The following is a 23,096-nucleotide window of genomic DNA, read 5'->3' as shown; positions in this document are numbered from 1 at the left end:
GGCCAGAATCAGCCGCGGTCTGCCAGGGTTCGCCTGTGTCGCTGTGATACCGTGAGCGCCGACCACACAGCACCACGCAGGAGCCTCCGATGAGTGACAATCGTCTTCCCGATGACGAGGCCCGGCGCAGGGACGCCGAATTCGGCAGCTCCGAAGTCAGCGACTCCGAAGTCGGCGCTTCCGATCAGGGGCATCCTGCCGATACCTCCAGCGAACCGTCTGACCAGACGGCCGACACGGAACCCGAGTCCCCCACGGAGAACCCCTGGGCGGCGCTCAAGCCCTGGCAGGGCAAGGCCACAGGCCTCGACAAACTGCTGCTCTTCATCATCATCGGCATCCCTCTCGTCTACCTGGCGCTGATGCCGCTGCGCCCTTGGATGCTGGTGCATGCTCCGGTCCTGCAGGAATTCATCAACGGTGCGAAGACCGCTGTTGTCGCTGCCGGAGCCTTTGCCCGCGTCGGTGAGATTCCGCTGTGGCTCGTCGTGGTCGCCGGATTCATCGGCATGGCGAAGTTCGACTGGGCCTTCTGGCTAGCCGGCCGCCGGTGGGGCGATGGAGTGCTGCGGCTCTTCGCGCAGAACGAGCGGCAGCTCAAACGCATCGAATCCCTCAAACGGATCCCCAACTGGGCACTGTTCCTCATGACTGTCGTCTCGCGTTGCCCGGGCGTTCCCGGAACCCTCGTCTACCTCGTCGCCGGCTGGACCCGGATGCGCCTGTCACTCTTCCTCGTCGCCGACCTCCTGGGCTGCCTGCTCTTCACCATCATCTGGACGACATTGGGCTATCAGCTCGGTGAGACCGCCGTCGATGTGCTCAAGGTCGTCGACAAATACGCCATGTGGCTGACCCTGGCGATCATCGTCGGCATCTTCGTCATCACCTATGTCCGCGAATACCGGAAGCAGAAGAACGCGCAGTGAGCCGCCGCTTCGCGCGTCGGTGACCTCAGGCGCCGAGGTAGCTGGCCTCAGGCGCCGAAGGACAGGAAGGTCTCGCGCATCCGCGTCGGCTCGGCCTTGCATCCGCTGAAGAGTTCGAAGGCATCGATCGCCTGGTTCACGGCCATGCCTGATCCGTCGAGAGTCCGGCAGCCCTTGGCCTTCGCCTCCCGCAGCAGTTGGGTCTCGAGCGGGAAGTAGACGACATCGGCGACCCAGGTCTGCGCATTCAGCAGCTCCGTGTCGAAGGGGGTCCCCGGAAAGGCCGCCATGCCGACCGGGGTCGCGTTGACGATTCCATCCGCCGAGGTGATCGCCGGCTCCAGCTCTGCCATCGAGATCGCACGGACATGGTCCCGGATCTCGGCGGCCAGATCCTGTGCCCGCTCCGCGCTGATGTCGGCGATGACGAGGTCCTTGACCCCGAGTTCCGACAGGGCAAAGGCGACGGCTCGTCCCGCTCCGCCGGCACCGATCTGCACGACACGGTTCCTTTCCGCCCCCGCGAGTCCGGCTTCGAAACCGCGTGCGAAACCGGTGACGTCCGTGTTGTGACCCGTCGTCCGTCCCGTTTCGTCGATGACGACTGTGTTGACCGAGCCGATCCGGCGGGCGCCGGGGGCCACCTCGTCGAGGAGGTCGATGACCTGCTGCTTGAAGGGGTGGGTGATGTTGAGTCCATCGAAGCCGAGTCGCACTGCCGATGTCAGCAGCTCATCCAGCGGCACGGCAGCCAGTCGCTCCTCGGCGATGTCGATCGTGCGGTAGATCGTGGTCAGATCATGCGCGGCACCTTCAGTCTCGTGCATGCGCGGGGTGCGGGAGGCGGAGATGCCTTCGCCGATGAGCCCAAGGAGCAGTGATCGGGTCATAGTCTCGCTTTCATATGGTGCGTTCGGTGTTTCAGGTATCGAGCTTGTCGGCCAGGATCTCCATCGCGTGCACATACCCCTTGGCTCCGGCGCCGGCGATGACCGCGGCGGCCACAGGCGAGAGATAGGAGTGGTGGCGGAACGATTCGCGGGCGTGCGGGTTGCTCAGATGCACCTCGATGATCGGATGATCATAGGATTTGAGCGCATCGTGGAGCGCCAGCGACGTGTGCGTGTAGGCACCGGCATTGATGATCGCCCCCACCGTGGTCTCCCGTGCCTCGTGCACGGCGTCGATGAGCCCACCCTCATGGTTGCTCTGCACACAACGCACATTCAGGCCCACCTCGGCGGCGGCTGCGGTGCACATGTCCTCGATGTCGGCCAGGGTGGTGCGACCGTAGATTTCAGGTTCGCGGACGCCGAGGAGGTTGAGGTTGGGTCCGTTGAGGATCAGGACGGTCGACATGATCACCTGGGCATTCTGGCGGCGATTGCGGCCGCCGTCTCGGTCAGCTGGGGAACGAATTCGATGAGCCCATCCAGGCTTCGACGGAACACCGGTGCGGCCAAGGCGAGGGCCGCCAGCAGACTCCCGTCGAGGTCGAAGACGGGCACGGCCAGGGCGTTCATGCCGATGTCGTTCTCCTCTGACTGCCCCGCCCAACCGGTGCTGCGGATCTGTTCGAGCTTGGCTCGCAGCTGTGCGGGGTCGGTGATGGAATTCGGGGTCCGCGGCTCCAGTTCGAGTTCAGCGATCGTGTTATCGCTGTTCGGGTCGTGGGCGAGGAGTGCCTGCCCCAACGCCGAGGTGTGCAGCGGCGAATCGTCCCCGGGATCCGTCGTGGTCCGGAACTGGGGACCGTCGACCGTGATCACCGTCAGCGCGGCGTTGCCGCGGCGAACGGAGAGGATGCTCGACTCCCCCGTGGTCGTCGTCAGTGACTGCAGGAGGTCTTTCGACGATCCGGCGATGCCACGACGGTGAGCAACCTTCTGTCCGAGCCGGAAGACTTCCAATCCCAAGGTGTAGGTCTTGGTGGAGGGCTCGTAGTCCGCGTATCCGGACTCAACGAGGCCGCCGAGCAGTCGGTAGGCGGTGCTGAAGGGATGGCTAGTGAGCTCTGCGGCTCTCGCGGCGCTGATGCCCTCCGCGTGATCTCCCAGGAGTTCGAGCATATCGAAGGCCTTGGTCACAGAGTTTGACCCTTTAGCCGGCATTCTTCGCCTCCCTGGCTATCGAAGTGAACTGAACGTTGACAGACTATGTCATCTCGATCACACTGTAAACCACACTGTAACAACGACTTCCACATTATGGCAATAGAGAAATGCGAGGAAGCATGATCAACGCGACCGAAGACGCTCGTCCCGGCAAGACCCCGCTTCGTGCAGCACTGTCCAGCTGGACGGGATCGGCTCTCGAGTACTACGACTTCGCGGTCTACGGAACCGCCGCAGCTCTGGTGCTCAATGTTCTGTTCTTCCCGGACACCACCGCCCCAGGCATGGCCATCCTTTTTGCGATGGGCACCGTCGGCGTCGCGTATGTCGTTCGTCCGCTGGGCGCCCTCATCATGGGGCCTCTGGGCGATCGGATGGGACGGAAGTTCGTCCTCATGCTCACCTTGTTCCTGATGGGATTCTCGACCTTCATCGTAGGCTGCCTGCCCACCTTTGATCAGGTCGGATACCTCGCGCCGGCGCTTCTGGTGCTATGCCGTGTGATCCAGGGACTCTCCGCTGCAGGTGAGCAGGCGAGCGCAATCAGCGTCTCCCTGGAGCATTCGGAGGAGACCAAACGTGCCTGGACGACCAGCTGGACGCTGCACGGCACCCAGGCAGGCACCCTCTTGGCCACCGCGGTCTTCATCCCCTTCACCGCCTTCCTCCCCGAGGAGGCGCTCTTCAGCTGGGGCTGGCGCGTGCCGTTCTGGCTCTCGGCACTCGTGGTGCTCACCGCATGGCTGATCCGCCGCGGACTGGACGAGCCACCTGCCTTCAAGGAAGCTCGCAATGAACACCCTCCCCTGACAGCGGTCTTCCGCTGGCACAAAGCCGCGGTTCTGCGCGTCGCGTCATGCGCCATGGTCAACACCGTGAACATGGTCTTCACCGTCTGGTCGCTGTCGTTTGCCACATCGATCGTCGGCCTCGAACGCTCGACCATGCTGATGGTCTCGGTCATCGCCAATGCTGTGGCTCTGCTGGCCATTCCACTCGCCGCGGTCCTCTCCGACCGCATCGGGCGCAAACCCGTCTTCATCACGGGAGCCCTGGGCGCCGGGCTGATGATGTTCCCCTACCTCGCTGCGGTCTCGAGCGGAAACTGGACACTCATCTTCGTCTGCGGTGCGATCATGTCCGGCTGCGCCTACTCGATGGCCAACTCGATCTGGCCCTCGTTCTACGCGGAGATGTTCCCCACCACCGCTCGCGTCACCGGCTTGGCCCTGGGCACGCAGATCGGCTTCGCCGTCTCCGGCGGACTCGCCCCGGTATTGGCCTCAGCCGTTGCCGGCACCTCGGGTCAGAACTGGATCTCGGTCGCTGGTTTCACGGCCGGGGTCTGCGTCTTCACAGCAGTGGCCGCGATGACGGCGAAAGAGACCAAGGGGCTCAGCCTCGAAGAGATCGACACAGTGCACGAAGCGCGTTCACGCTGAGGCGCGTGCAGGCGAGCCGTGATCATATTGAGGCGCGTGCCCGTGACGAAGAATTGTCTATGACGAGAAGTGAGGAAGGACGTCCATGCGAACGTCGATAGCAACAGTGTGTCTGTCAGGAACCCTGGAGGAGAAGCTGCGGGCCGCGGCACGTGCTGGCTTCAACGGAGTCGAGATCTTCGAACAGGACCTCGTCGTTTCTCCCGACTCCCCCGAGACCATCGCCGAGTTGGCGCGCGAGCTTGGCATCAGCCTTGACCTGTACCAGCCTTTCCGGGATCTCGAAGGCGTCGAGGAGGCGCAGTTTGAGAAGAACCTGAAGCGTGCGGAATCGAAATTCCAGCTCATGGCTCGGCTCGGGATCGACACCATGCTGCTGTGCTCGAACGTCGGCACCGCCACCATCGCCGATGACGGCGTGGTCGTCGAGCAGCTGCGCCGCCTCGGTGATCTTGCCGATCGCTATCGCGTGAACATCGCCTACGAGGCCCTGGCCTGGGGCCGGTTCGTCTCCGAATACGACTACGCCTGGGACCTTGTGAAGGCCGCCGACCACCCCCGGATCGGAACCTGCCTCGACAGCTTCCACATCCTCTCGCGCAATACGGATCTGGCTCGCATCGCGGAGATTCCTGGAGACAAGATCTTCTTCCTCCAACTGGCCGACGCGCCCGCACTGACCATGGATGTCCTCAGCTGGTCCCGCCACCACCGTGTCTTCCCCGGTGAGGGCGCCTGGGATCTCAGCGACTTCCTGACCAGGATCGCTGCCACGGGTTACGCCGGACCGGTCTCTCTCGAAGTCTTCAACGACTCTTTCCGCCAAGGAGATACGAACCGGACGGCCGTCGATGGCCTGCGCTCGCTGCGTTGGCTCGAAGCAAGCATTGCCGATGCGCCCGCGGCGGGAACTGCTGGCGAGGCGCAGCCTGAGGTCCCGAGCTCCGCGTTGGACCTGCAGCCTCTGCCAGAGGTAGAGGAACCGCGCGGAATCAACTATGTCGAGCTGAGCACCAACGACCTCGGCGCCCTGACTCGCCAGATGCACCAACTCGGGTTCCAGTTCATCGGCTATCACCGCAGCAAACCCCACGTGCAGCTGTGGCTTCGGGGGAAGGCCCGCATCATCGTCAGCGAGGTGACCGAGGAAGCGGGCACCACCTCGGCGCCGGTGAACGGCACGTTCCTGCGCGGAATCGGATTCGAGGTCACCGACTCGCAGTCAGCCATGGAGCGCGCCGCGCTGCTGCTCGCGGAGGAAGTGCCGCGCGATCAGACGCACAACGACGAGGTGCTGCGCGGGGTCTTCGCTCCCGACGGCTCCGAGGTCTTCTTCCATCAATTCAATCAGACGACGCCAGCGTGGATCAAGGAATTCGGACACGATCACGACGAGCAGGTCTCACACATCGACCATGTGAACCTGGCCCAGCCCTCGAATCACTACGACGAGGCTGTCCTCTTCTATACCTCGCTGCTGGCACTGCATGCCCAATCCTCACAGGACGTGCCGAGCCCATCCGGCCTGGTCAGGTCCCAGGTCATGTCGAGCACCGATGGTTCGGTTCGAATGCCGCTCAACGTCTCACCCCAGCCGCATGCCGAAGCCGTTGCGGGCCGTGGAATCGGCTCGGTGGTCGAGGCCTATCCGGAGCATGTAGCAGTAGCCTGCGAGGACATCTTCGAAGCCGCCGCGACTGCGCTCTCACGCGGGCTGGACTTCCTTCCCGTGCCGCAGAACTATTACGAGGACCTCGCTTCACGGTTCGACCTCGACCCGGAATTCCTGCAGCAGCTGCAGGAGAACCATGTCCTCTACGATCGCGACGAACACGGTGAGTTCCTGCACTTCTACACCTCGACGATCGGCTCCGTCTTCTTCGAGATGATCGAACGCCGAGGTGACTACCTTGGGTTCGGTGCACCCGACGCTCCCGTCCGGCTGGCTGCACAGCATCGGAAGAATGCGCAGCACTCGGCCTGATCGGCGTCTGCAGCCTGCAGGGAATCTGGCGGGTTCCGGGTTCTTCTGGCAGGGTATGACCATGAGCAATGAACAGATCTTCGACGGGCCGTTGGCTCGTGCAGCCCGTGCCCTGGTTCGCGTATCGGCCAAGGATGTTGCGTCCAAAGCCAATGTGAAGAAGTCCGAACTCAAGGATTTCGAAAAAGGTCTCGAAGACCTCACCGAACTGCAGGAGCACCGCGTCCTCGAAGCTCTCGAGGAATTCGGGGCCAGGTTCGTCCTCGATGACTCCCAGGGCGGCTACGGAGTGCGTCTGAAGTTCAACCGCGCCAAGGTTCGCGCCATCGAGCGTTGGGAAGACGAGGGCGGAACACCCGCCGAAGACGACGTCTGATCGAAGTCATCTGATTGATGTGAATCTGAGAGCCGGCCTCGGCCATGCAGTCTGCATGGCCGAGGCCGGCTCTCGTTGCGCTTAACTGGGCTGGAGTCAGCCTTGGTTGGAGTCAGCCGAAGCTGGGGTCAGCCTTGGTTGGAGTCAGCCGAAGCTGGGGTCAGCCTTGGGCAATGAGCTCCAGGTTGTCGACGACTCGGTTGGAGAAGCCCCATTCGTTGTCGTACCAAGCGACGACCTTGATCATCTTGCCCTCAACGCGGGTCAGGGCGGAGTCGAAGATCGAGGATGCGGCCTGCCCGACGATGTCGCTGGAGACGATCGGTTCGGTCTCGTATTCCAGAATGCCCTTGAGTTCCCCGTCGGCAGCCGTGCGGTAGGCCTCGAGCACCTCGTCGCGGGTGACCTCACGGGACACGATGGCATTGATCTCGACGATCGACCCGACCGGCACGGGCACGCGCATCGCGTCGCCGCTGAGCTTGCCTTCGAGCTGAGGAAGCACCAGGCCGATTGCCTTGGCGGCGCCGGTCGACGTCGGGATGATGTTCTCCGCGGCGGCCCGGGCACGGCGAGGATCCTTGTGCGGTCCGTCTTGGACCATTTGGTCGCCGGTGTAGGCGTGGACCGTAGTCATGAAGCCCTGTTCGATACCGGCCAGGTCATCGAGGACCTTAGCCAAGGGTGCCAGAGCGTTCGTGGTGCATGAGGCGTTCGAGATGATGGTGTGTTCAGGCTTGTAGGCCTCGGTGTTCACGCCGTAGGCCAGAGTGACGTCAGCACCCTTCGATGGGGCGCTGACGAGGACCTTCTTCGCACCGGCGGTTATGTGCGCTCGGGCTTTGTCGGCCTTGGTGAAGCGCCCCGTTGATTCGAGGACGACGTCGACGCCGAGTTCAGACCAAGGCAGGTTTTCCGGGTTCTTCTCGGCAAGGATCTTGATCGGCTTTCCATCGATGATGATCTCATCACCGGAGACCTCGACGGGGAAGGCGAAGCGACCCAGCGTGGTGTCGAACTTGAGCAGCCTGGCCAGGCCTTCGACAGGGCCGAGGTCATTGATGGCGACGACCTCCAGGTCACTGCCGCGTTCCTTCAGAGCGCGCAGTGTGCTGCGTCCAATACGACCGAAACCGTTGATGGCGATGCGAGTCAAAGTCACTCCCTGTCAGAGGTTCTGCTTGTGGGTACAACTCCATAGTCTCGCGTTCAGACAGACAGCAACAGTGGCCAGCAAGACATTCTGCGAAAGCTTCTCGCCAGACGTATTGCCAGATGCCGCAAGTATCCGGCCATCAGCCATGTAACCTGTTCAGGCGCCGATCAATCGCGACCTTCACTGGTCGATTCGCCAGAGCGCCAATCGCCGTCGGCACGGATGGCGGCGGTGATTCGTCGACTGCTGTCACACAGCTGGTGGGCCTGTGTGCGAGTCAGCGAATCGAAGACGAGCCTGCGCACAAGAGCAACGTGCCCAGGCGCCGCCGCAGACACAGCCCCCTGCCCGCTGTCGGTCAACGTCGCGATCGTGATTCGGCCGTCGCTCGGATCCGCAGCGCGGCGCACCCACAGCTTCCGCTCAAGTCGTGCGACTGCTCGTGACAAGCGGGACAGGGTGCTATTGGCGTAGCCGGCAAGCTCACTCATGCGAAGCGATTTTCCCTCAGCCTCGGAGAGGGCGAAGAGGATCCCGAACTCGAAATGACTGATCCCCGAATCACCCTGCATCTGCGCGTCGAGTGCCGCAGGAAGCCACTCCAGAAGCGTCGCCACTGCCGACCATACTTCAAGCTCATCGGAGTTGAACGCATCAGCGGATTCGTCATTGATCATGAGCGCCATTCTAGTACTTCACTTGCCCAGGAAAGTTGATGCACCTAAGATTCACTTACTCAGGAAAGTAAATTCTGCCGTGCACAGCGGCGCGAGAGGACATGTACACCATGGATACAGAGATCTCAGGCACAAGGGCCTTCGTCAGCGGTTCCACTCAGGGCATCGGATTCGCGGTGGCCGCGAGCCTGGCCGCAGAGGGGGCCACCGTAGTGATCAACGGCCGCGACGGGCACCGCGTGTCCGATGCGCTTGAGAGTCTTCGCAGCTTGGTGCCCGGCTGCGACGTCTCGGGGATAGCCGCCGACTTCGCTGACCCAGGGCACGTCGGTGCACTCCTCGACGCGCTCGATCCCGTGGATGTGCTGGTCAACAATGTGGGACTCTTCGACGTATCGCGGTTTGAGGAGATCTCGGACGAGGAGTGGCTGCGGTATTTCGAGATCAATGTGATGAGTGGGGTCCGCCTCTCGCGTCGTCTTCTTGATCCGATGCTCAAGAAGGGGTGGGGGCGGATCATCTTCGTCGGCACCGAGTCCGCCGTGGATGTGCCCGGTGACATGATCCACTACGGGGCGACCAAGGCGGCTGCGCTTGCGCTGAGCAGCGGTCTCGCGAAACTCACCCGGGGTACCGGCGTTACGGTCAATACCGTTCTGGGCGGTCCGACCTATTCCGCCGGTGTAGCAGACACGGTCGAGCAGATCGCTTCCGCACAGTCGCTTACTCCTGAGGCTTTGAAGTCCACACTCGTGCGTGAGTCCTCGCTCATCCAACGCTTCATCGAACCCGAGGAGATAGCGAATCTGGTGACCTACCTGGCCAGCGCCAAGTCATCGGCTACCAACGGCGCCGCACTACGTGCTGACGGCGGCGTTCTCCCCATCACCGTGTGAGCCGTCTCCGGCGTGTAAGCCATCAGCGGCGCACAGTCGTGGCTGCTGGACAGTCGTGGCTGCCGGACAGATCTTCCCCGGATTCAGCCGGAGAAAGTATGGCGGTATTCGTTGGGAGAGGTGGAGAGGATGCGCTGGAAATGCATGCGCAGATTCGCTCCGGTACCCAGTCCCACCTGGTCAGCGATCTGCTCGATCCCCAAGTCGCTGTTCTCGAGGAGCTCTCTGGCCAGGTCGACACGGGCCCGGAGCACCCACTGCATCGGCGTGTATCCGGTGTCGTCGACGAAGCGTCGTGAGAACGTGCGTACGGAGACTCCCGCGTTTGCCGCAAGGTCGGTCAGTGTCAGTGATTCTCCGAGATGCTGCAAAGCCCATTCTCTCGTGTCGGCGAAGACCTCACCAAGGGGGTCAGGGACGCTGCGCGGCACATATTGGGCCTGCCCTGCACTGCGGTAGGCGGCCGCGACCAACCGGCGAGCGACCTGGTTGGACAGTCCCACACCGTGGTCGCGGCGGATGAGGTGGAGGCAGAGATCGATCGCTGAGGCTGCTCCGGCCGAGGTCAGCAGCGCTCCTTCGTCGATGAACAGGACGTTTTCGTCGACCTCGATCGAGGGATAGCGTCGGGCCAGTTCCTTCGCCGTTGACCAATGAGTCGTCGCCCGCCGCCCTGCAAGCAGACCGGTGCGTGCAAGGACAAAGGTGCCAGTCGAGATTGCGGCGACCCGGGCACCGCGCTCGAACGCGGAGAGCAGAGCCCCGACGACGGCCGCTGATGGCTCATTTTCGACGACCGAAGCGGCGCCCGGGATGACGATCGTGTCTGCTGCTTCCAATGCGTCGAGTCCGACGTCGACGCTGTAGGAGAGACCATCGGCTCCGATGACCATCCCGGGGGCCGCCCCACAGACTTCAACCGAGTACGGCCAGGTTCCGCCGGGAAGGATACCGCTGGGGTGAACAGACGAGGTGGGGCTGACCGCGTTGGAGCCGCGGCCGAAGACTTGGACGGGAACGCCGAGGTCAATGGCAGACACCCCACCTAAAGCCAGCACGAGAATCCGGTGCGGCTTCGGGCGGGGTGTTCTGCGCAGCGGGGTTCGGGAATCTTCAGTCATGATTGCTCTTCAGTCTAGGCAATCGAAGGGCCCCGTTCATCAGCGACTCTGAGCAATCGAGGATCGGGCACGACTCCCGGTTCGATTCAGCTGTGGTCGTGGGCTCCGGTGAGCTTGAAGCCGAGGCGTCCGTGGGCGAATGCGCCGCCGGCCCGAATCGCCGAGGCGGTCCATGCGGTCTCTGCCAGCTCGGTTTCCGAAGCGCCGGCCTTGACCGCTGCATTCGCGTGCGCATCGATGCAGTAGGCGCACTGGGTCGTCAGTCCGACGGCATAGGCGATGAGCTCACGGTACTTCAGCGGAATCTCACGCCCGTCCTCAGCGAAGACGGCATTATTGAAATCACCGAAGGCCTTGAGGATGTCCGGAGTGGTCTCCTTGTAGGCCTTGTCGTACTTTCCGTCGCCTTCGCGATCGAAGAAATCAGTCATGGTGCGCTACCTCCTGGGATCGAAATCGTTCCAAATTGCCACGCTACCTCCAGTGGCAAGGGGATGTATTCGCTTTCGTCATATGTGACCGGAGGAACGCGCCCGAACGCGGGCCAGACGATGATGGCCAGAAGAAGTCGGTCAGAAGATGCCGGGCTGAGCTGCCAGCGATTGGGGAGCGATGCTTCGAGCAGCCTCGGTGGGAGCAGTCGCGGTCGGAGCTGGACTCCTGAGGTCGACTGCCGGCTCGACTGCTGAGGCCACCGGCGGAACAGCTGGAGAATCAGCCTTCGGGGGAACCGCCTCGGCGATGGCCTCGAACATGGCCAGGGTGCCGTGCTGGTGGGCAAGGCTCACCGGCTGGGGGTCACTGGAGAGCTTGACGCCCACGGTCTGGGTGGCGCGGTCGATGTAAAGCATCTGGCCGTGAATGCCGATGCCGATGACCACGTCGCGACTGGCCGAAGGCACCCAGAACTGGCTGCGATACATGCCGCCCGGGTAGGACTGCCCCGATGGAGAGTCCGCAAAGACCTGGGCGGAGTCGGCCGCTCCGGTGAAGATGTCGTCGATCCAATTGCCTGACAGAACACGTTCGCCCTCGGCGGTGGTGCCGCCGCGGGCGATCATCTCGCCGAACCTTGCCAGGTCGCGCAGAGTGGTGCTGATGGCGCCGTCGGCGATGGACCCGCCCCAGCGGTCTTGGCAGACCTGCGCTGCGTGGGCCGCACCGATCTTCGACCACAGATATTCGCTGGCGATGACGGAGAAGGGCTGCCCGACGACGGCTTCGCAGATCCAGGCCAGAACGTCGGTCTCGCAGCTGCGATAGACGAAGGCTCCGCCGTGTTCGCGTTCGCTGGTCAGCCCCATGAGGAAGTTTTTGATCCCGTTCGCCGAGGTGGCTGTCCGAGGCGCGAAATCGACGGCTTCGAACAGTGCCCGGATCTCGGAACCTTCTTCGAGGTATTCCTCGGAGAATTTGATCCCGGATCGCATGTCGAGGAGGTCGCGGATGGTTGCTCCGGCGTATCCGCTCTCGGACAGTACCGGCACTCGGGAGGCGACCAGGTCTTCCGGTGAGAGCAGGCCCGCGTCGCTGAGTGCGCCGACGACGGTGGAGACGATGGACTTGCTGATCGAGAACAGCATGTGCTGGCGCGCCGGCTTCATCGGCCAGGCGTACTCTTCCGCCAGTGCCACGCCTTCACGAGTGACGAGCCAGGCATCGGTGAAGGTATTGGCCAGGACATCGCCGACGGTCGACCAGGCTTCGTCTGCGGCGGACCATTTGTGACGGTCGATGGGCAGGGGACGGAAATCATGCTCTTGAGTCACCAGATCACGGACCGAACCGATACCGCGCGGAATGCCGCCGACGGGGAAGAGCTCTTCCATCCGAGTGAGTGAGAATGCGAAGTACTCGGGCCATTTCCAGGAGTCGAGGTCGATGCGTTCGAGAATCGCCTCGGACGGGTCGACGATGGCATCTTCACTCGCCGAGGTGAGGTCGCCGGCACGCGGCAACGGACGGATCTCCGGTGGAGTTTCGGCATCCTCGGCCGGTACATCTGCTGGGTCTTTTGCTGGATCGGTCGGGACTGCCTGGCCGTCGGTCTGTTCTGACTGCATTCTGATGCCTTTGGTATTTCCCGAGAGCGCGCCGATACGTTGTCCGGCTGATTCGTCGGTGGGGCCGGGCAGGGTCTTGTCCATATCCGCCATATTTCGCCTCCACCGGTCTCGATCTGCAAGGGAGAGCTTACCTGCAGGAGAAGAACCCGCACAGTTGAGGTCGATTTGGAGAGCACAATCTGGGCCGCAGATCGGCGGACGGAGAGCTTCTCACCAGCACAGTCATCACAGTCGGTTACTGATCATTCATTCAACTTACGATCTGGTCTTCCCCGCGTATTCTTTAATCGCCGCGCCCCAATCATGCCGCCGGGTCCTTGTCATGCTCCTACACCTCGAGACTCGGCCGTCGTGTCGAGCCCCATGTGCACGCACAAGTGTGGCGGCGCTCCGTGCGTGTTTCAGCGAACCCCAGCAGAATGCGAGTGGCTATAAGGTGGTGGTCGGAGGAACGGGAACCCGATCAGCTCTGCGCCGATGGCTTCCGCCCAGGCAGGCAGATTCCATTTTACCTGCGCGATGACGACCAACGTTGCCATCGCCTCGCTCATTCTCACTATTCTGGCCGGGCCAGCCCAGGCAGACCGTCATTACGGCAGAGAAGGTCGATGAACTTCAAGATAACTCTTGTGCCCTCATCCCCGCGGACTCGATGTCGAGTGCTACACCAGCCCCTGGTCCTCGGCGACGCGGATGGCGCGGGAACGAGAGTCCACGCCCAGCTTTGTGAACACGTTGACCAGATGGCTCTTCACGGTCGCCTCGGTGACGAAGAGCTCCTGCGCGATCTGCGCGTTCGAGGCACCGGTGGCCAGCAGCTTTACCACATCGCGTTCCCGTCGGGTCAGCTTCGGGCCGGGATTGCGCATCGCGGCGATGACCTTCGATGAGATCTCAGGCGGCAGATAGGTCTCCCCGCGTGAAGCCTTCTCGATCGCGGTCGAGATGTCCTCGGGGTTGATGTCCTTGAGCAGGTACCCGGCCGCGCCGGCGTTGAGTGCCGCGACGATTTCGGAATCGTTGTCGAAGGTCGTGAGGATGAGGACCGCAGGCTTCTTCGGCAGGGCGTTGAGCCGCTTCGTCACCTCGATGCCGTCGATGCCCTCCCCCAGGCGCAGGTCGCACATCACCACATCGGGCGCGAGCTCGTCGACCACGGCCAGTGCCTCTTCGCCGCTGCCTGCCTCACCGACGACGGTGATGTGCTCGGGTGCGTCGATGACGGACCGCAGGCCGGCCCGCACCACGGGATGGTCGTCGACGAGGATCACTCGAATCGTCATGCGCTGTCTCCTTGTGTGGATTGTCCATTGGCGTCATCGGCCGCGCCGAGGTGGTTCCTGGGTTCACCGTCGACCGCGACCCCCGGCCGGGAGGTCAGAATCGGATTCTTGGGCAGTGTGGCTGAGATTGCGAATCCCGAGCCCGGCGTCGACTCGATAACGAGCTCTCCGCCCAGCTCGCGCATGCGCGACCCAATGAAGTCGAGGCCGAAGCCGGACTCGGATTCGCGTTTGCGCGAGCCCGGCTCGGCCATTCCGACGCCGTCGTCGACGATGTCCATGCGGATCGACCCGTCGAGATCCATGAGGCTGACCATGACGCGTGAGGCGTGGGAATGCTGTCTGACATTGGCGAGCGCGGACTGTGCAGTCCGCAGCAGGGCCACCTCCACCTCGGCGGGCAGAGAAGGCAGCGTCTCATCGACCTCGACGCGAGCGCTGATAGAAGTGTCGTCCTCAAGACGCGCGAGCAGACGGCGGATCGCTGCGGTCAGCGCCCCGTCCTCGAGTTCGGCGGGGGCGAGGGCGGCGATGATCCGGCGCACGTCGCGCGAACTCTGAGCGGCGAGGTCTTCGACCTGGCGCAGGACCTGCTGGGCATGCTCGTCGGTGGTCTTGTCCACCTCGGCGTGGGCGATGAGCCGGATCGAGGAGATCTCCTGTGCGATTGTGTCGTGGATGTCGCGAGAGACCCGGGTGCGTTCCTGGATCTCTCCGGCATGACGCTGGGTCAGGGCAAGTTCGTCCTGCAGGTCAAGGAGATTCTGGTGAGCCAGCTCCAAGGATTGGAGCAGCTCTTCGCGCCTGCGCCCTTCGCGCAGAAGTTCGATATAGCCGCGGGAGAGGCCGAGGGCGAAGATCGCGCCGATGAGGGAACCGATGATGCTCGCGGTGCCGACCTCACCGTAATGGGCCAGGGGTGCCACGACCGTGGCGATGTAGGTCAGGGCGGTGAAGACCACGGCGATGCGGATCGAAAACAGGTGTCCGGCGAGGAGCCAGAGGACGAAGGCGATCCAGATGAATTCGGCGGAGACCAGCAGGGTGCACAGCCACGCACCGGCGAGGACCAGCAGCCACCATTTGGCCAGGACGATCGCACCGCTGCGGGCAGCCCGGACGGCACCGAGGGTGTACCAGGCGAGGAAGACGATGCTCACTGCGATCGCCGCCAGCGGTGCCGCTCCCCCGTCGATGGCGCGGATGCACGAGATCACGGTGAGGGCCAGGGCCATCGCGTGCTGGCCGATCTCCATGGTGCGCTCTGTCCACCCGCGTGTGTCCACGGTTTCACCTTCCTGCATGTCGTTCGTCCTGCCAACTCAATCACATCTGCGGCGAGCGCGTGCGCTTTTCAACGGGCTGCGCTTTCGATCGAGTGCACACTGTCAGGCATGCGTGCGGCTTCAGCTGGGCTCGCTTTCAGCCCAGTGCGCACTTTCAGCCGAGGATTCACACGACGGGGCCCCGCCACCGATGTCTTACGATGGCCGGGCCCCGTCCACTGCTGTCAGTGCCGTTTGTCCTCGACACTGCGGTGACGGTCAGTGCTTGCTGTGTCCTGTCGAGGCACCGACGCTCTCGGATTCGCTCAGCAGGTGAGTGCGCTCTGCGTGAGTGCTGCCTGCTTGAGCACTCTCGTCGGGTGTGTCATCGGCAGCCGATGATTCCCGAGTTCCTGCCTCACCAGCACCGGCTGCCGTAACACCGGCACCGGGTGCCGCGGCATCAGCACCGGCGTATTTGTGCTCCGAGCGGGTGATCGCCTTGTTGGGCCACCACATCTTGTTGCCGGCCAATCCGAAGATGGCTGGGACGATGACCGTGCGCACGATGATGGTGTCGACGAGCACGCCGACTCCGACGATGAGCCCCAGCTGACCGAGGACCATCAGCGGCAGCATGCCCAGTGCCGCGAACACTCCGGCCAGGACGATGCCGGCGCTGGTGATCACGCCGCCGGTGTGGCTGACGGCTTCGATCATGCCCTGACGGGAACCGTGGATGACAGATTCCTTCTTCGCCCTGTGGGACAGGAAGATCGAGTAGTCGATGCCCAGTGCCACGAGGAACAGGAACGCGAGTATCGGAACCTGCGCATCCAGTGCCGCCTGGCCGAAGATCGTCCGGCTGAGGAACGCTCCGAGACCGATCGATGCGGCGGAGGAGGCCACGTTGACCACCAGCAGGGTGCCCGCCACCAGAGGTGCACGCAGGATGCCGAGCAGGATGATGAAGCTGATGGCCAGGATCAGCGGTGCAATGGCCAGGAAGTCCTGAGCATTTCCGTCGCGGGCATCGAGTTCCGTGGCAGCCGCGCCGCCGACCTTTGCGTCCGCACCGTCGATCGCGTGGACATCGGATCGGATGTCGGTGACCAGATCCAGGCCTGCGGGGCTGTCGGGTTCGTATTCGCCGGTGACCATGACCCTCGAGATCGAGGTTCCCCCGGTCGTCGTCTTGTCGGTGACGTTGGCGCGTACGACCCCGTCGAGGTCTGACACGGAGTCCACGACCTCCTTCGCATGTGCCGAGTCGGTGACGACCCAGATCGGCTGTGATTCGCCGGGCGGGAAGTGGTCGGCCAGAGTATCGAGGCCCTGTGCCGATTCTGACTGCACGCGGAACTTCTCGGATTGGTCCAGTCCCACCGAGGTGCCGATGAGTCCCGTAGCCATGACACCGAGAATGATGATTCCGGCGCCGAGGTGGATGCCCGGTTTCTTGACCACGCGAGTCGCGATGGTCCTCCAGATGGAGGCCTTCGCAACGGGCTTCGCTCCGGTGGTTTCGTCGGAAGCTGTTTCGACGACCGCGATTTCATCGGCGGCTTCCTGAACCTTGGGAACGAAGGGCCAGAACACGCCCTTGCCGCAGATCGCGAGGACCGGGGGCAGTGCGAAGAGCACGGCGGCTGCGGCGATGATGAGTCCGACCGCGGCGGTGATGCCCAGTCCGCGGGTTCCTGGGATTACGGCGAAGATAAGGCTGAGCAGGGACAGGACCACGGTCAGGTTCGAGGCGAGGATCGTCGAGGCTGTGTGCGTCCAAGCGGAGCCCAGCGCCAGACGGTGATCGCTTTCGCGGCCGAGCTCCTCCCGGTAGCGGGAGATGAACAGGAGCGCGTAGTTGGCTCCGGCGCCGAATACCAGGACGCTGATGATGCCCGCGTCGAACTGCAGATCCAGTGCGTCACCCACGGCAGCAGTCACGGTGGAGGCGAGCCCATCGGCGGTGCCGATGACGATCAGTGGCAACAGCCACAGGATCGGTGACCGGTAGGTGATGATGAGCAGCAGCGCGACGATGACGATGGTCACGATGAGGAGTGTGAAGTCCGCGCCGCCGAACGCCGAGGCGATGTCGGCACCGATGGCGGGGCCGCCGGTGACCAGGAGGGACATGCCGGAGTCTGTGAGCTGACCGGCCTGGGAGTCATTGGCGATGAAGTCGCGGAGTCCGTCGACGGTCTCGGCCGTGTCGGAGTTCGTCAGTCCGACCTCGATCGGGACCATGAGCAGCGCGGCCTTGCCGTCATCGCTCATGATGGGCCCGCTCGCCTTGGATGCATCGTCACCGGCAGATGAGTCTGTGCTCGAATCACCGGATTGAGCCGAGTCGATGTAGTCGCTGAGCGAGCCGCTCAGCTTCCCCAGTTCTGACTGGTCGGTGTCGCTGAGGACCGAACCGTCGTCGTGGGTGGCCACGACCATGACCGACTGCTTGTCGGCGTCGGGGAACTTCTGCAGGAGCTGTGCGGCCTGAGTGGATTCGGAGTTCGCCGGGGCGGATTCGTTGGCCCGATCCTCGCCTGCCCCGGACAGGAGTCCGAAGAGGAGAGTGACGAGGATGACGACCCCGCCGAGGACGAACCACGAACCGCGCTTCGACACCAGTGTGTGCGCGCTTTTCGTGAGTGTTGTGTTCATGTCTTAAGCTCATCAATTTTCTGAGCTCAAAACATCGCCTAGGAGTTCAGACTAAATCTGCAACTTTCGATGGAGTCTCGCGAGTATCAGGCGATCGTGGCACCCGCGGCGTCCATCTCAGCCAGCGCCAAAGTGGAGGAGTCCTTGCCGACACCGGCGATGAGGTCCTGCAGAACGCGGACGGACAATCCGTTCTTCAGAGCGTCGAGGACCGTGGCGCGCACGCAATGGTCGGTGGCGATGCCGACGACGTCCACCTCGGTGATGGTGAGGTCTGTGAGCAGATCGCCGAGGCGCTCCCCCGTATCCGTCGTCCCTTGGAAGGCGGAGTAGTCGGGTGTGCCCTGCCCCTTGCGCACGTGGTGGGTGATGGCTTCGGCGGCCAGCAGTGAATCGTATGCAGCGCCCTCGGTGTCCGCGACGCAGTGCTCGGGCCAGGTGTCGACGAAATCGGGGTTCTGGCTGAAGTGGCCGCCGTTGTCGCTGCCGGCGTCGTGCCAGTCGCGGGAGGCGATGATCGCGTCGTAGTCATCGGCGTGGGTGTCCACAAAGCGTGTCACCTCTTCGGCGACACGGTCGCCGCCATCGACGCCGAGCGCCCCGCCCTCGGTGAAGTCGTTCTGGATGTCCACGATGAGAAGTGCCTTCGCCATATCTCGAGCATAGGCCTTCAGCCGGTGGGTTTGTCTTCAAACCAGTAGAACTGTGAGAAGTAGTGATCCTTCGGCAGCTCCAGATCCTGTTTGACCACGGCGCGCACCTGCTTGATGAGGCCGCGTTCGCCTGCTGCCCAGACATAGAGACCACTCTGGTCGAGACCAAGCGATCGAATGTGCTCGGCCAGGGCGTGCCCCATCGGGCCGTTGCGGGGGACCCAGTCCCACCGCATGTTCGGATGGTCGGTCCGAGGAAGGCCTGCAACGGTCTCTGGATCATGGTCATCTTCGAGCACAACGGTCACAGCCACCTCGGCGGGGAAAGCGTCGAGCCAGGAGTTCACTGCGGGCAGTGCTGTCAGGTCGCCGGCAAGGACCACATGATCGGTGTCGTCAGGCAGATCGATGCGGGCGGGGGTCAGCGCGGCTTCGATCCTCGTGCCCGGCCTCGCGGTCGCGGCCCACTTGCTGGCGGGTCCGCTTCCCGCGGGATTTGCCTCATCGCTGTGAAGGACGAAGTCGAGGCTGAAGGTTCCGGCGGTCAGATCCACATCGACGAAGGTGTACCCACGCTGACTGACTTGGGCGCGGCCCTTCTCCGGATGGGGGAACCAGAGACGAGTCCAGACAGTGGGAAAGACCTCGCTGAGCTCGGACAGGAGCTCGGGTCCCGTGAAGTGGATTCGCCGGTAGTAGTCGGTGAAGTCCTCGACCTGCGTCACCGCGGCCTCATGGTTGGTGATGCGCATCAGGCGCATGACCCCGCGCTGCCAATTGACCATACTCGTCCACCCCTTCGCCCAGTAATATTTTCATTCCTGAGCTTAGCCTAAGCTAACTAAAATGGGGTGGACTGAGAAGCGACGACACGAGGGCAGCCGCGGACCGGTTTCAGCCCTGCTTCAGGGCCTTCTTCTGAGCCTTCTTCGCGGCCTTCTGTGCCGCCTTCTTCGCTGCCCGCTTAGTCGTCTGAGCGCCTGCAACCAGGAGGAGTCCGCCCAATGCCGCAACGTTCTTAGAGAAGTGGACCTTGTGAGCGGCAGCGTCGGCACCGTCCATGTCCCAGAAGGCATGACCGGCCAGCGTGGTCGGCACCAGGGATCCAGCGAGGGCGAGCGCGGACAGGCGCGGCTTGATGCCCAGCGCCATGGTGGTTCCGGCAAGGAGCTGCAGTCCCCCATTGGCGCGAACCAGGAGTTCATCGTCTTCGGGCAGGACCGGCAGGTATTCGCGGATCGCATCGAGTGTCGGGGCGGCGGCCGCGACACGACCGCCGGGGCTGGTCAGCGCCGAATAACCGCCGGTGATGAAGACTGGTGCGGTGAGTACGCGTCCTGCTGTCTGCAGCAACGATGGACCTAGTGCCATGGAGTTCTCCTTGAGGTGTGGGGTTTTGAGCCTAACGGATGCTCGACCTCAGCCTCAAAGCACTTCGCGGCTGGGCGCCGCTGTCGGACTCGTCGCGGGAGTCCCAGTCGTGCCCGACGTGGGCGTCTCGGTCGCACTCGCTGCAGGTGCAACGGGCGCGGGCGCTACAGCCTTCGGCCGCTTGAAACCCAGTTCGGGCTGCTTGCGAAACTGGCCGGTGGCGAAGAGAACGGCGATGACTATCGCTGACACGATCCAGCCGCTCACACCCAGGAACGAGACCAAGGCCATGTCCGGCGCCTCGGCGGAGCCATCGATGAAGAGTCCCAGCAGCATTCCCGCTGAACCGTTGAGCGCAGCATGCCCGGCGACGGCCGGCCAGATCGATCCGGTGCGCAGCCGCAGCCAGCCGAACAGGATTCCCAGCATGACGCATCCGCCGACCATGAACGCCAGGCCGGTGATGTCGGGGCGAGCGAAGTTGTATCCGAGCAGGATCAGCGGTGCGTGCCACAGACCCCAGATCACTCCGACGATGATGAGCGCGGGCCAGGTGCCGAGAGGACGCAGGCTTGTCAGCAGCCAACCCCGCCAGCCGACCTCCTCACCGAAGGCGACCGTGAGGTTGAACAGCGACCCCAGGGCCATGATCACCAGGTAGCCGATCACAGCCACAGCCACAGGGATCTCTTCGAGTCCCGGCAGCTGCGCCAACTGCGCTTTGAACCCAGAGAGGCCGAGCAGGTCAACCTGCATCCAGCCGAAGGCCGCTCCCACCAGGTAGGCCACGGCGACCAGCACGAAGATCCCGAAGAATGCGAGCGCGGTCATCCCCAAAACCCGACCGAAGGGACGCAGCGGCCAAATACCGAGGTACCTGACTATGCTGGCCCGCGGGCCACCGGTGCGACGGCGCTGGACGAACATCGCCACGACCACAGCGATCAGCGGGGTGAACATCATGGCCATCCCCGAAACTTGCACCAGCATCACGTTTCCGAGGCCCTCGCCGCTCAACCACAGCGGCAGGCACACGAGCCAGGCGAGGATCACCGCGACGGCAACGAAGACTGCGAACTCGAGCCACGGCACCGTGGCCGGAACGATTGCCAGGGGTCGCCCCTTGGGGTCGACTTCCTCCCTCGCCGAGGCAGCTGCCGGCTCTGCGCCTACGATCACCTTGTCGTTGCGTTCCGTTTCCATGCTCACGGCTTCTCCTCAAATCCTGCGCCGGCCTGCATTTCCTGCGCTGTCCTTAGGATCCAACCTACGTTGCCGCAGAACCGGCCACCTCCGCCTCGTGGATGAAATCGTTCTCGCCCGCATGGCCGAGCCGCGCTGTTCTTCCCTCGAGCGCACCGACTCCAGACACCCAGACCCATCCGCATTCTGAGATACGATGAGTCTCGTTGAATCACCGTCGACTCGTGCAAAGGTGCACTCCTGATGACCGAACCATCCCCGAAATCACATCTCTCGGACGCCGACCACCTCTCCGTCCTCGGCTACAACGACTCCTTCGAACGGTCGATGAGCCCCTGGGCGAACTTCGCCCTCGGCTTCACCTACCTCTCGCCCCTCGTCGGCGTCTATTCCCTTATGGCCGTCGCCCTGTCCACCGGTGGTCCACCGTCGATCTGGTGGATCATCATCGTCGCGTGCGGGCAGATGCTGGTGGCATTGGTCTTCGGCGAAGTCGTCTCCCAATTCCCCATCGCCGGTGGAATCTACCCGTGGTCACGCAGATTGTGGGGCAAAAAATATGCGTGGATGGCAGCTTGGGTCTACATCTGCGCACTCATCGTCACCATCACCTCGGTGTCGGAGTTCGGGGCCGGGTTCGTGGCGAGCCTCTTCGGCTTCGCACTGGGCCGCAACACCACTCTCCTGCTGGCATTGGCGCTGCTGATCCTCGCCCTGGCCATCAACTTCAGCGGCACCAAATGGTTGGCTCGGATCGCCAGGATCGGCCTGTTCGCCGAACTCATCGGTGTCATCGGACTGGGACTGTTCCTGCTTATCTTCGAGCGCAAGCACAGTTTCGGCGTGTTCTTCGACTCCATGGGCACCGCCGGTGACGGCAGCTACGTCGCAACTTTCATGGGTGCAGCGGTCGCCGGACTCTTCCTCTTTTACGGCTTCGAGGCCTGCGGCGACGTGGCCGAAGAGGTCTCCAATCCCGCTCGCGGCATCCCGAAGGCCATGCTCATGACGATCGTCGTCGGCGCGGTTTCGGCCCTGTTCTCATTCGCCGGCTACGTGCTGGCGGCCCCGAACCTCGACGAGATCGTGGCCGGACAGGTCGAAGATCCCATTCCCACGATCCTTGAGGGAAGCCTCGGCACGGTTGGGGCCAAGATCTTCCTCCTCGTCGCCATCACCGCCTTCATCTCCTGCGTGCTCAGCCTCCAGGCCGCCGCCTCGCGCCTGATCTTCAGCTTCGCTCGCGACGGCATGATGCCAGGCCACCGTTGGCTGTCAAAGGTCACCGACGGGACGAAGGTCCCACGCAACGCCCTCATCGTGGCCTGCATCGCACCGGCACTCATTTGCGTGCTCATCTGGTTCAACGACGGAATTCTCGTCGCCGTCACCTCATTCGCGATCCTCGGCATCTACCTGGCCTTCCAGATGGTCGTCCTCGGCGCACTGCGTCAGCGCGTCAAGGGATGGAAGCCCGCCGGCCCATGGTCACTGCGCGGCTGGGGCTTCCTCGTCAACACCGCGGCCTTGGCCTACGGCATCTTCGCCATGATCCTGCTCTCCCTGCCCGGCGACTCGGGGTCCTTCTTCGCCGACTGGATCGTGCTCATCGGCCTCGTCGTGGTGCTGGCAGCCGGATTCATCTACCTCTTCATCGCCCGTCCCGATCGACAGTCCGATGCTCCCGAAGGTGATGCGATCGCCGTCGCCGAGGCGATCCGCTCCCACCACTCGAATCGCTGAGCCCCGAGGTCGCAACCACGAAACGTCGAGCGGACCACTTAGCATCGAGCGGGCACTCTATAGCCTCTGCCCTCGACGCTAAGTGGTCCGCTCGATTCTGCTCAGCGAGCCGAAGCATTAAGCACATAAAAATACATATCTATGCATAACAAT

The 23,096-nt window shown here is 63.3% G+C and carries 22 protein-coding genes; 6 read left to right on the top strand and 16 right to left on the bottom strand.

What is annotated here, in order from left to right; genetic code table 11:
• Positions 1-89 precede the first annotated feature (89 nt).
• On the top strand, positions 90-929 hold the full coding sequence (locus INT40_RS09670) for a DedA family protein (protein ID WP_193096007.1): 840 nt from the start codon (positions 90-92) through the stop codon (positions 927-929).
• Between the two features lie 47 nt (positions 930-976).
• Here INT40_RS09670 and INT40_RS09665 read toward each other — a convergent pair whose 3' ends face one another.
• From INT40_RS09665 to INT40_RS09655, 3 genes are read right to left on the bottom strand one after another with little or no spacing between them, the layout of a single operon-like run.
• Positions 977-1,819, bottom strand: a complete 843-nt coding sequence (locus INT40_RS09665) for a shikimate dehydrogenase (protein WP_193096006.1) — start codon at positions 1,817-1,819, stop codon at positions 977-979.
• 31 nt (positions 1,820-1,850) lie between these two features.
• A complete protein-coding gene (gene aroQ / locus INT40_RS09660) occupies positions 1,851-2,288 on the bottom strand; it encodes a type II 3-dehydroquinate dehydratase (RefSeq protein WP_193071182.1) in 438 nt (145 codons plus the stop codon).
• Between the two features lie 2 nt (positions 2,289-2,290).
• Positions 2,291-3,016, bottom strand: a complete 726-nt coding sequence (locus tag INT40_RS09655; protein WP_319021972.1) for an IclR family transcriptional regulator — start codon at positions 3,014-3,016, stop codon at positions 2,291-2,293.
• A gap of 146 nt (positions 3,017-3,162) precedes the next feature.
• On the opposite strand from INT40_RS09655, the gene INT40_RS09650 reads away from it, so the two are divergent.
• The 3 genes from INT40_RS09650 to INT40_RS09640 all read left to right on the top strand — a co-directional run bounded on the left by INT40_RS09650 (position 3,163) and on the right by INT40_RS09640 (position 6,845).
• Positions 3,163-4,485, top strand: a complete 1,323-nt coding sequence (locus tag INT40_RS09650; RefSeq protein WP_193096004.1) for an MFS transporter — start codon at positions 3,163-3,165, stop codon at positions 4,483-4,485.
• A gap of 85 nt (positions 4,486-4,570) precedes the next feature.
• Entirely contained in the window at positions 4,571-6,469 is a 1,899-nt protein-coding gene (locus tag INT40_RS09645; protein WP_193096003.1) for a bifunctional sugar phosphate isomerase/epimerase/4-hydroxyphenylpyruvate dioxygenase family protein, read from the top strand.
• A gap of 61 nt (positions 6,470-6,530) precedes the next feature.
• Entirely contained in the window at positions 6,531-6,845 is a 315-nt protein-coding gene (locus tag INT40_RS09640) for a transcriptional regulator (RefSeq protein ID WP_101573977.1), read from the top strand.
• A gap of 160 nt (positions 6,846-7,005) precedes the next feature.
• On the opposite strand, the gene gap is transcribed toward INT40_RS09640, so the two are convergent.
• Positions 7,006-8,001, bottom strand: a complete 996-nt coding sequence (gene gap, locus INT40_RS09635; RefSeq protein WP_193096002.1) for a type I glyceraldehyde-3-phosphate dehydrogenase — start codon at positions 7,999-8,001, stop codon at positions 7,006-7,008.
• Positions 8,002-8,168: 167 nt separating this feature from the next.
• Entirely contained in the window at positions 8,169-8,678 is a 510-nt protein-coding gene (locus INT40_RS09630) for a MarR family winged helix-turn-helix transcriptional regulator (RefSeq protein ID WP_193096001.1), read from the bottom strand.
• 110 nt (positions 8,679-8,788) lie between these two features.
• Between INT40_RS09630 and INT40_RS09625 the strand changes: the two genes are divergently transcribed.
• Positions 8,789-9,574: an SDR family NAD(P)-dependent oxidoreductase gene (locus INT40_RS09625; RefSeq protein ID WP_193096000.1), complete on the top strand. Its 786-nt coding sequence runs from the start codon at positions 8,789-8,791 to the stop codon at positions 9,572-9,574.
• Positions 9,575-9,657: 83 nt separating this feature from the next.
• Here INT40_RS09625 and INT40_RS09620 read toward each other — a convergent pair whose 3' ends face one another.
• The 11 genes from INT40_RS09620 to INT40_RS09570 form a co-directional block, all read right to left on the bottom strand.
• Complete coding sequence (locus tag INT40_RS09620) at positions 9,658-10,695, bottom strand: GlxA family transcriptional regulator (RefSeq protein WP_101573836.1); 1,038 nt, start codon at positions 10,693-10,695, stop codon at positions 9,658-9,660.
• 86 nt (positions 10,696-10,781) lie between these two features.
• Positions 10,782-11,126 carry a carboxymuconolactone decarboxylase family protein gene (locus tag INT40_RS09615; RefSeq protein WP_101573833.1) on the bottom strand — a complete coding sequence of 115 codons (345 nt, stop codon included), beginning with the start codon at positions 11,124-11,126 and terminating at the stop codon, positions 10,782-10,784.
• Positions 11,127-11,267: 141 nt separating this feature from the next.
• Positions 11,268-12,851 carry a serine hydrolase domain-containing protein gene (locus INT40_RS09610; RefSeq protein ID WP_193095999.1) on the bottom strand — a complete coding sequence of 528 codons (1,584 nt, stop codon included), beginning with the start codon at positions 12,849-12,851 and terminating at the stop codon, positions 11,268-11,270.
• 311 nt (positions 12,852-13,162) lie between these two features.
• Positions 13,163-13,312, bottom strand: coding sequence for a hypothetical protein (locus tag INT40_RS09605; protein ID WP_193095998.1), 150 nt, complete (start codon positions 13,310-13,312; stop codon positions 13,163-13,165).
• A 111-nt stretch (positions 13,313-13,423) separates the two neighbouring features.
• Positions 13,424-14,044: a response regulator gene (locus tag INT40_RS09600; protein WP_101573825.1), complete on the bottom strand. Its 621-nt coding sequence runs from the start codon at positions 14,042-14,044 to the stop codon at positions 13,424-13,426.
• On the bottom strand, positions 14,041-15,348 hold the full coding sequence (locus INT40_RS09595; protein ID WP_226831031.1) for a sensor histidine kinase: 1,308 nt from the start codon (positions 15,346-15,348) through the stop codon (positions 14,041-14,043). Before INT40_RS09595 ends, INT40_RS09600 begins: the two co-directional genes overlap by 4 nt.
• Positions 15,349-15,588: 240 nt before the next feature.
• Positions 15,589-17,973, bottom strand: a complete 2,385-nt coding sequence (locus INT40_RS09590) for an MMPL family transporter (RefSeq protein WP_193095997.1) — start codon at positions 17,971-17,973, stop codon at positions 15,589-15,591.
• 86 nt (positions 17,974-18,059) lie between these two features.
• Positions 18,060-18,626: an isochorismatase family protein gene (locus INT40_RS09585; protein ID WP_101573823.1), complete on the bottom strand. Its 567-nt coding sequence runs from the start codon at positions 18,624-18,626 to the stop codon at positions 18,060-18,062.
• A gap of 17 nt (positions 18,627-18,643) precedes the next feature.
• Entirely contained in the window at positions 18,644-19,411 is a 768-nt protein-coding gene (locus INT40_RS09580) for a siderophore-interacting protein (RefSeq protein ID WP_193095996.1), read from the bottom strand.
• Between the two features lie 109 nt (positions 19,412-19,520).
• Positions 19,521-19,997 (bottom strand): DoxX family protein, encoded by a 477-nt coding sequence (locus INT40_RS09575; RefSeq protein WP_101573817.1) that lies wholly within the window; start codon positions 19,995-19,997, stop codon positions 19,521-19,523.
• Positions 19,998-20,051: 54 nt separating this feature from the next.
• Complete coding sequence (locus INT40_RS09570) at positions 20,052-21,200, bottom strand: CPBP family intramembrane glutamic endopeptidase (RefSeq protein WP_193096016.1); 1,149 nt, start codon at positions 21,198-21,200, stop codon at positions 20,052-20,054.
• Positions 21,201-21,443: 243 nt separating this feature from the next.
• Between INT40_RS09570 and INT40_RS09565 the strand changes: the two genes are divergently transcribed.
• A complete protein-coding gene (locus INT40_RS09565; RefSeq protein WP_101573813.1) occupies positions 21,444-22,943 on the top strand; it encodes an APC family permease in 1,500 nt (499 codons plus the stop codon).
• The last annotated feature ends 153 nt before the right edge of the window (positions 22,944-23,096 follow it).

Origin of the sequence: Brevibacterium sp. FME17 (assembly GCF_014897515.1) — a bacterium.
Classification (GTDB): domain Bacteria; phylum Actinomycetota; class Actinomycetes; order Actinomycetales; family Brevibacteriaceae; genus Brevibacterium.
This window is presented reverse-complemented; position numbering and strand designations above follow the sequence as displayed.

Bases quoted from the DNA above. Each gene is read 5' to 3' on its own strand.
- INT40_RS09620 (WP_101573836.1), bottom strand. From the start codon at position 10,695: ATGACTGAAGATTCCCGAACCCCGCTGCGCAGAACACCCCGCCCGAAG.
- INT40_RS09605 (WP_193095998.1), bottom strand. From the start codon at position 13,312: ATGAGCGAGGCGATGGCAACGTTGGTCGTCATCGCGCAGGTAAAATGG.
- INT40_RS09625 (WP_193096000.1), top strand. From the start codon at position 8,789: ATGGATACAGAGATCTCAGGCACAAGGGCCTTCGTCAGCGGTTCCACT.
- INT40_RS09645 (WP_193096003.1), top strand. From the start codon at position 4,571: ATGCGAACGTCGATAGCAACAGTGTGTCTGTCAGGAACCCTGGAGGAG.
- INT40_RS09610 (WP_193095999.1), bottom strand. From the start codon at position 12,851: ATGGCGGATATGGACAAGACCCTGCCCGGCCCCACCGACGAATCAGCC.
- INT40_RS09650 (WP_193096004.1), top strand. From the start codon at position 3,163: ATGATCAACGCGACCGAAGACGCTCGTCCCGGCAAGACCCCGCTTCGT.
- INT40_RS09640 (WP_101573977.1), top strand. From the start codon at position 6,531: ATGAGCAATGAACAGATCTTCGACGGGCCGTTGGCTCGTGCAGCCCGT.
- INT40_RS09670 (WP_193096007.1), top strand. From the start codon at position 90: ATGAGTGACAATCGTCTTCCCGATGACGAGGCCCGGCGCAGGGACGCC.
- INT40_RS09565 (WP_101573813.1), top strand. From the start codon at position 21,444: ATGACCGAACCATCCCCGAAATCACATCTCTCGGACGCCGACCACCTC.
- INT40_RS09580 (WP_193095996.1), bottom strand. From the start codon at position 19,411: ATGGTCAATTGGCAGCGCGGGGTCATGCGCCTGATGCGCATCACCAAC.
- INT40_RS09595 (WP_226831031.1), bottom strand. From the start codon at position 15,348: ATGCAGGAAGGTGAAACCGTGGACACACGCGGGTGGACAGAGCGCACC.
- INT40_RS09570 (WP_193096016.1), bottom strand. From the start codon at position 21,200: ATGGAAACGGAACGCAACGACAAGGTGATCGTAGGCGCAGAGCCGGCA.
- INT40_RS09600 (WP_101573825.1), bottom strand. From the start codon at position 14,044: ATGACGATTCGAGTGATCCTCGTCGACGACCATCCCGTGGTGCGGGCC.
- INT40_RS09615 (WP_101573833.1), bottom strand. From the start codon at position 11,126: ATGACTGATTTCTTCGATCGCGAAGGCGACGGAAAGTACGACAAGGCC.
- INT40_RS09585 (WP_101573823.1), bottom strand. From the start codon at position 18,626: ATGGCGAAGGCACTTCTCATCGTGGACATCCAGAACGACTTCACCGAG.
- INT40_RS09630 (WP_193096001.1), bottom strand. From the start codon at position 8,678: ATGATCAATGACGAATCCGCTGATGCGTTCAACTCCGATGAGCTTGAA.
- INT40_RS09590 (WP_193095997.1), bottom strand. From the start codon at position 17,973: ATGAACACAACACTCACGAAAAGCGCGCACACACTGGTGTCGAAGCGC.
- aroQ (WP_193071182.1), bottom strand. From the start codon at position 2,288: ATGTCGACCGTCCTGATCCTCAACGGACCCAACCTCAACCTCCTCGGC.
- INT40_RS09575 (WP_101573817.1), bottom strand. From the start codon at position 19,997: ATGGCACTAGGTCCATCGTTGCTGCAGACAGCAGGACGCGTACTCACC.
- INT40_RS09665 (WP_193096006.1), bottom strand. From the start codon at position 1,819: ATGACCCGATCACTGCTCCTTGGGCTCATCGGCGAAGGCATCTCCGCC.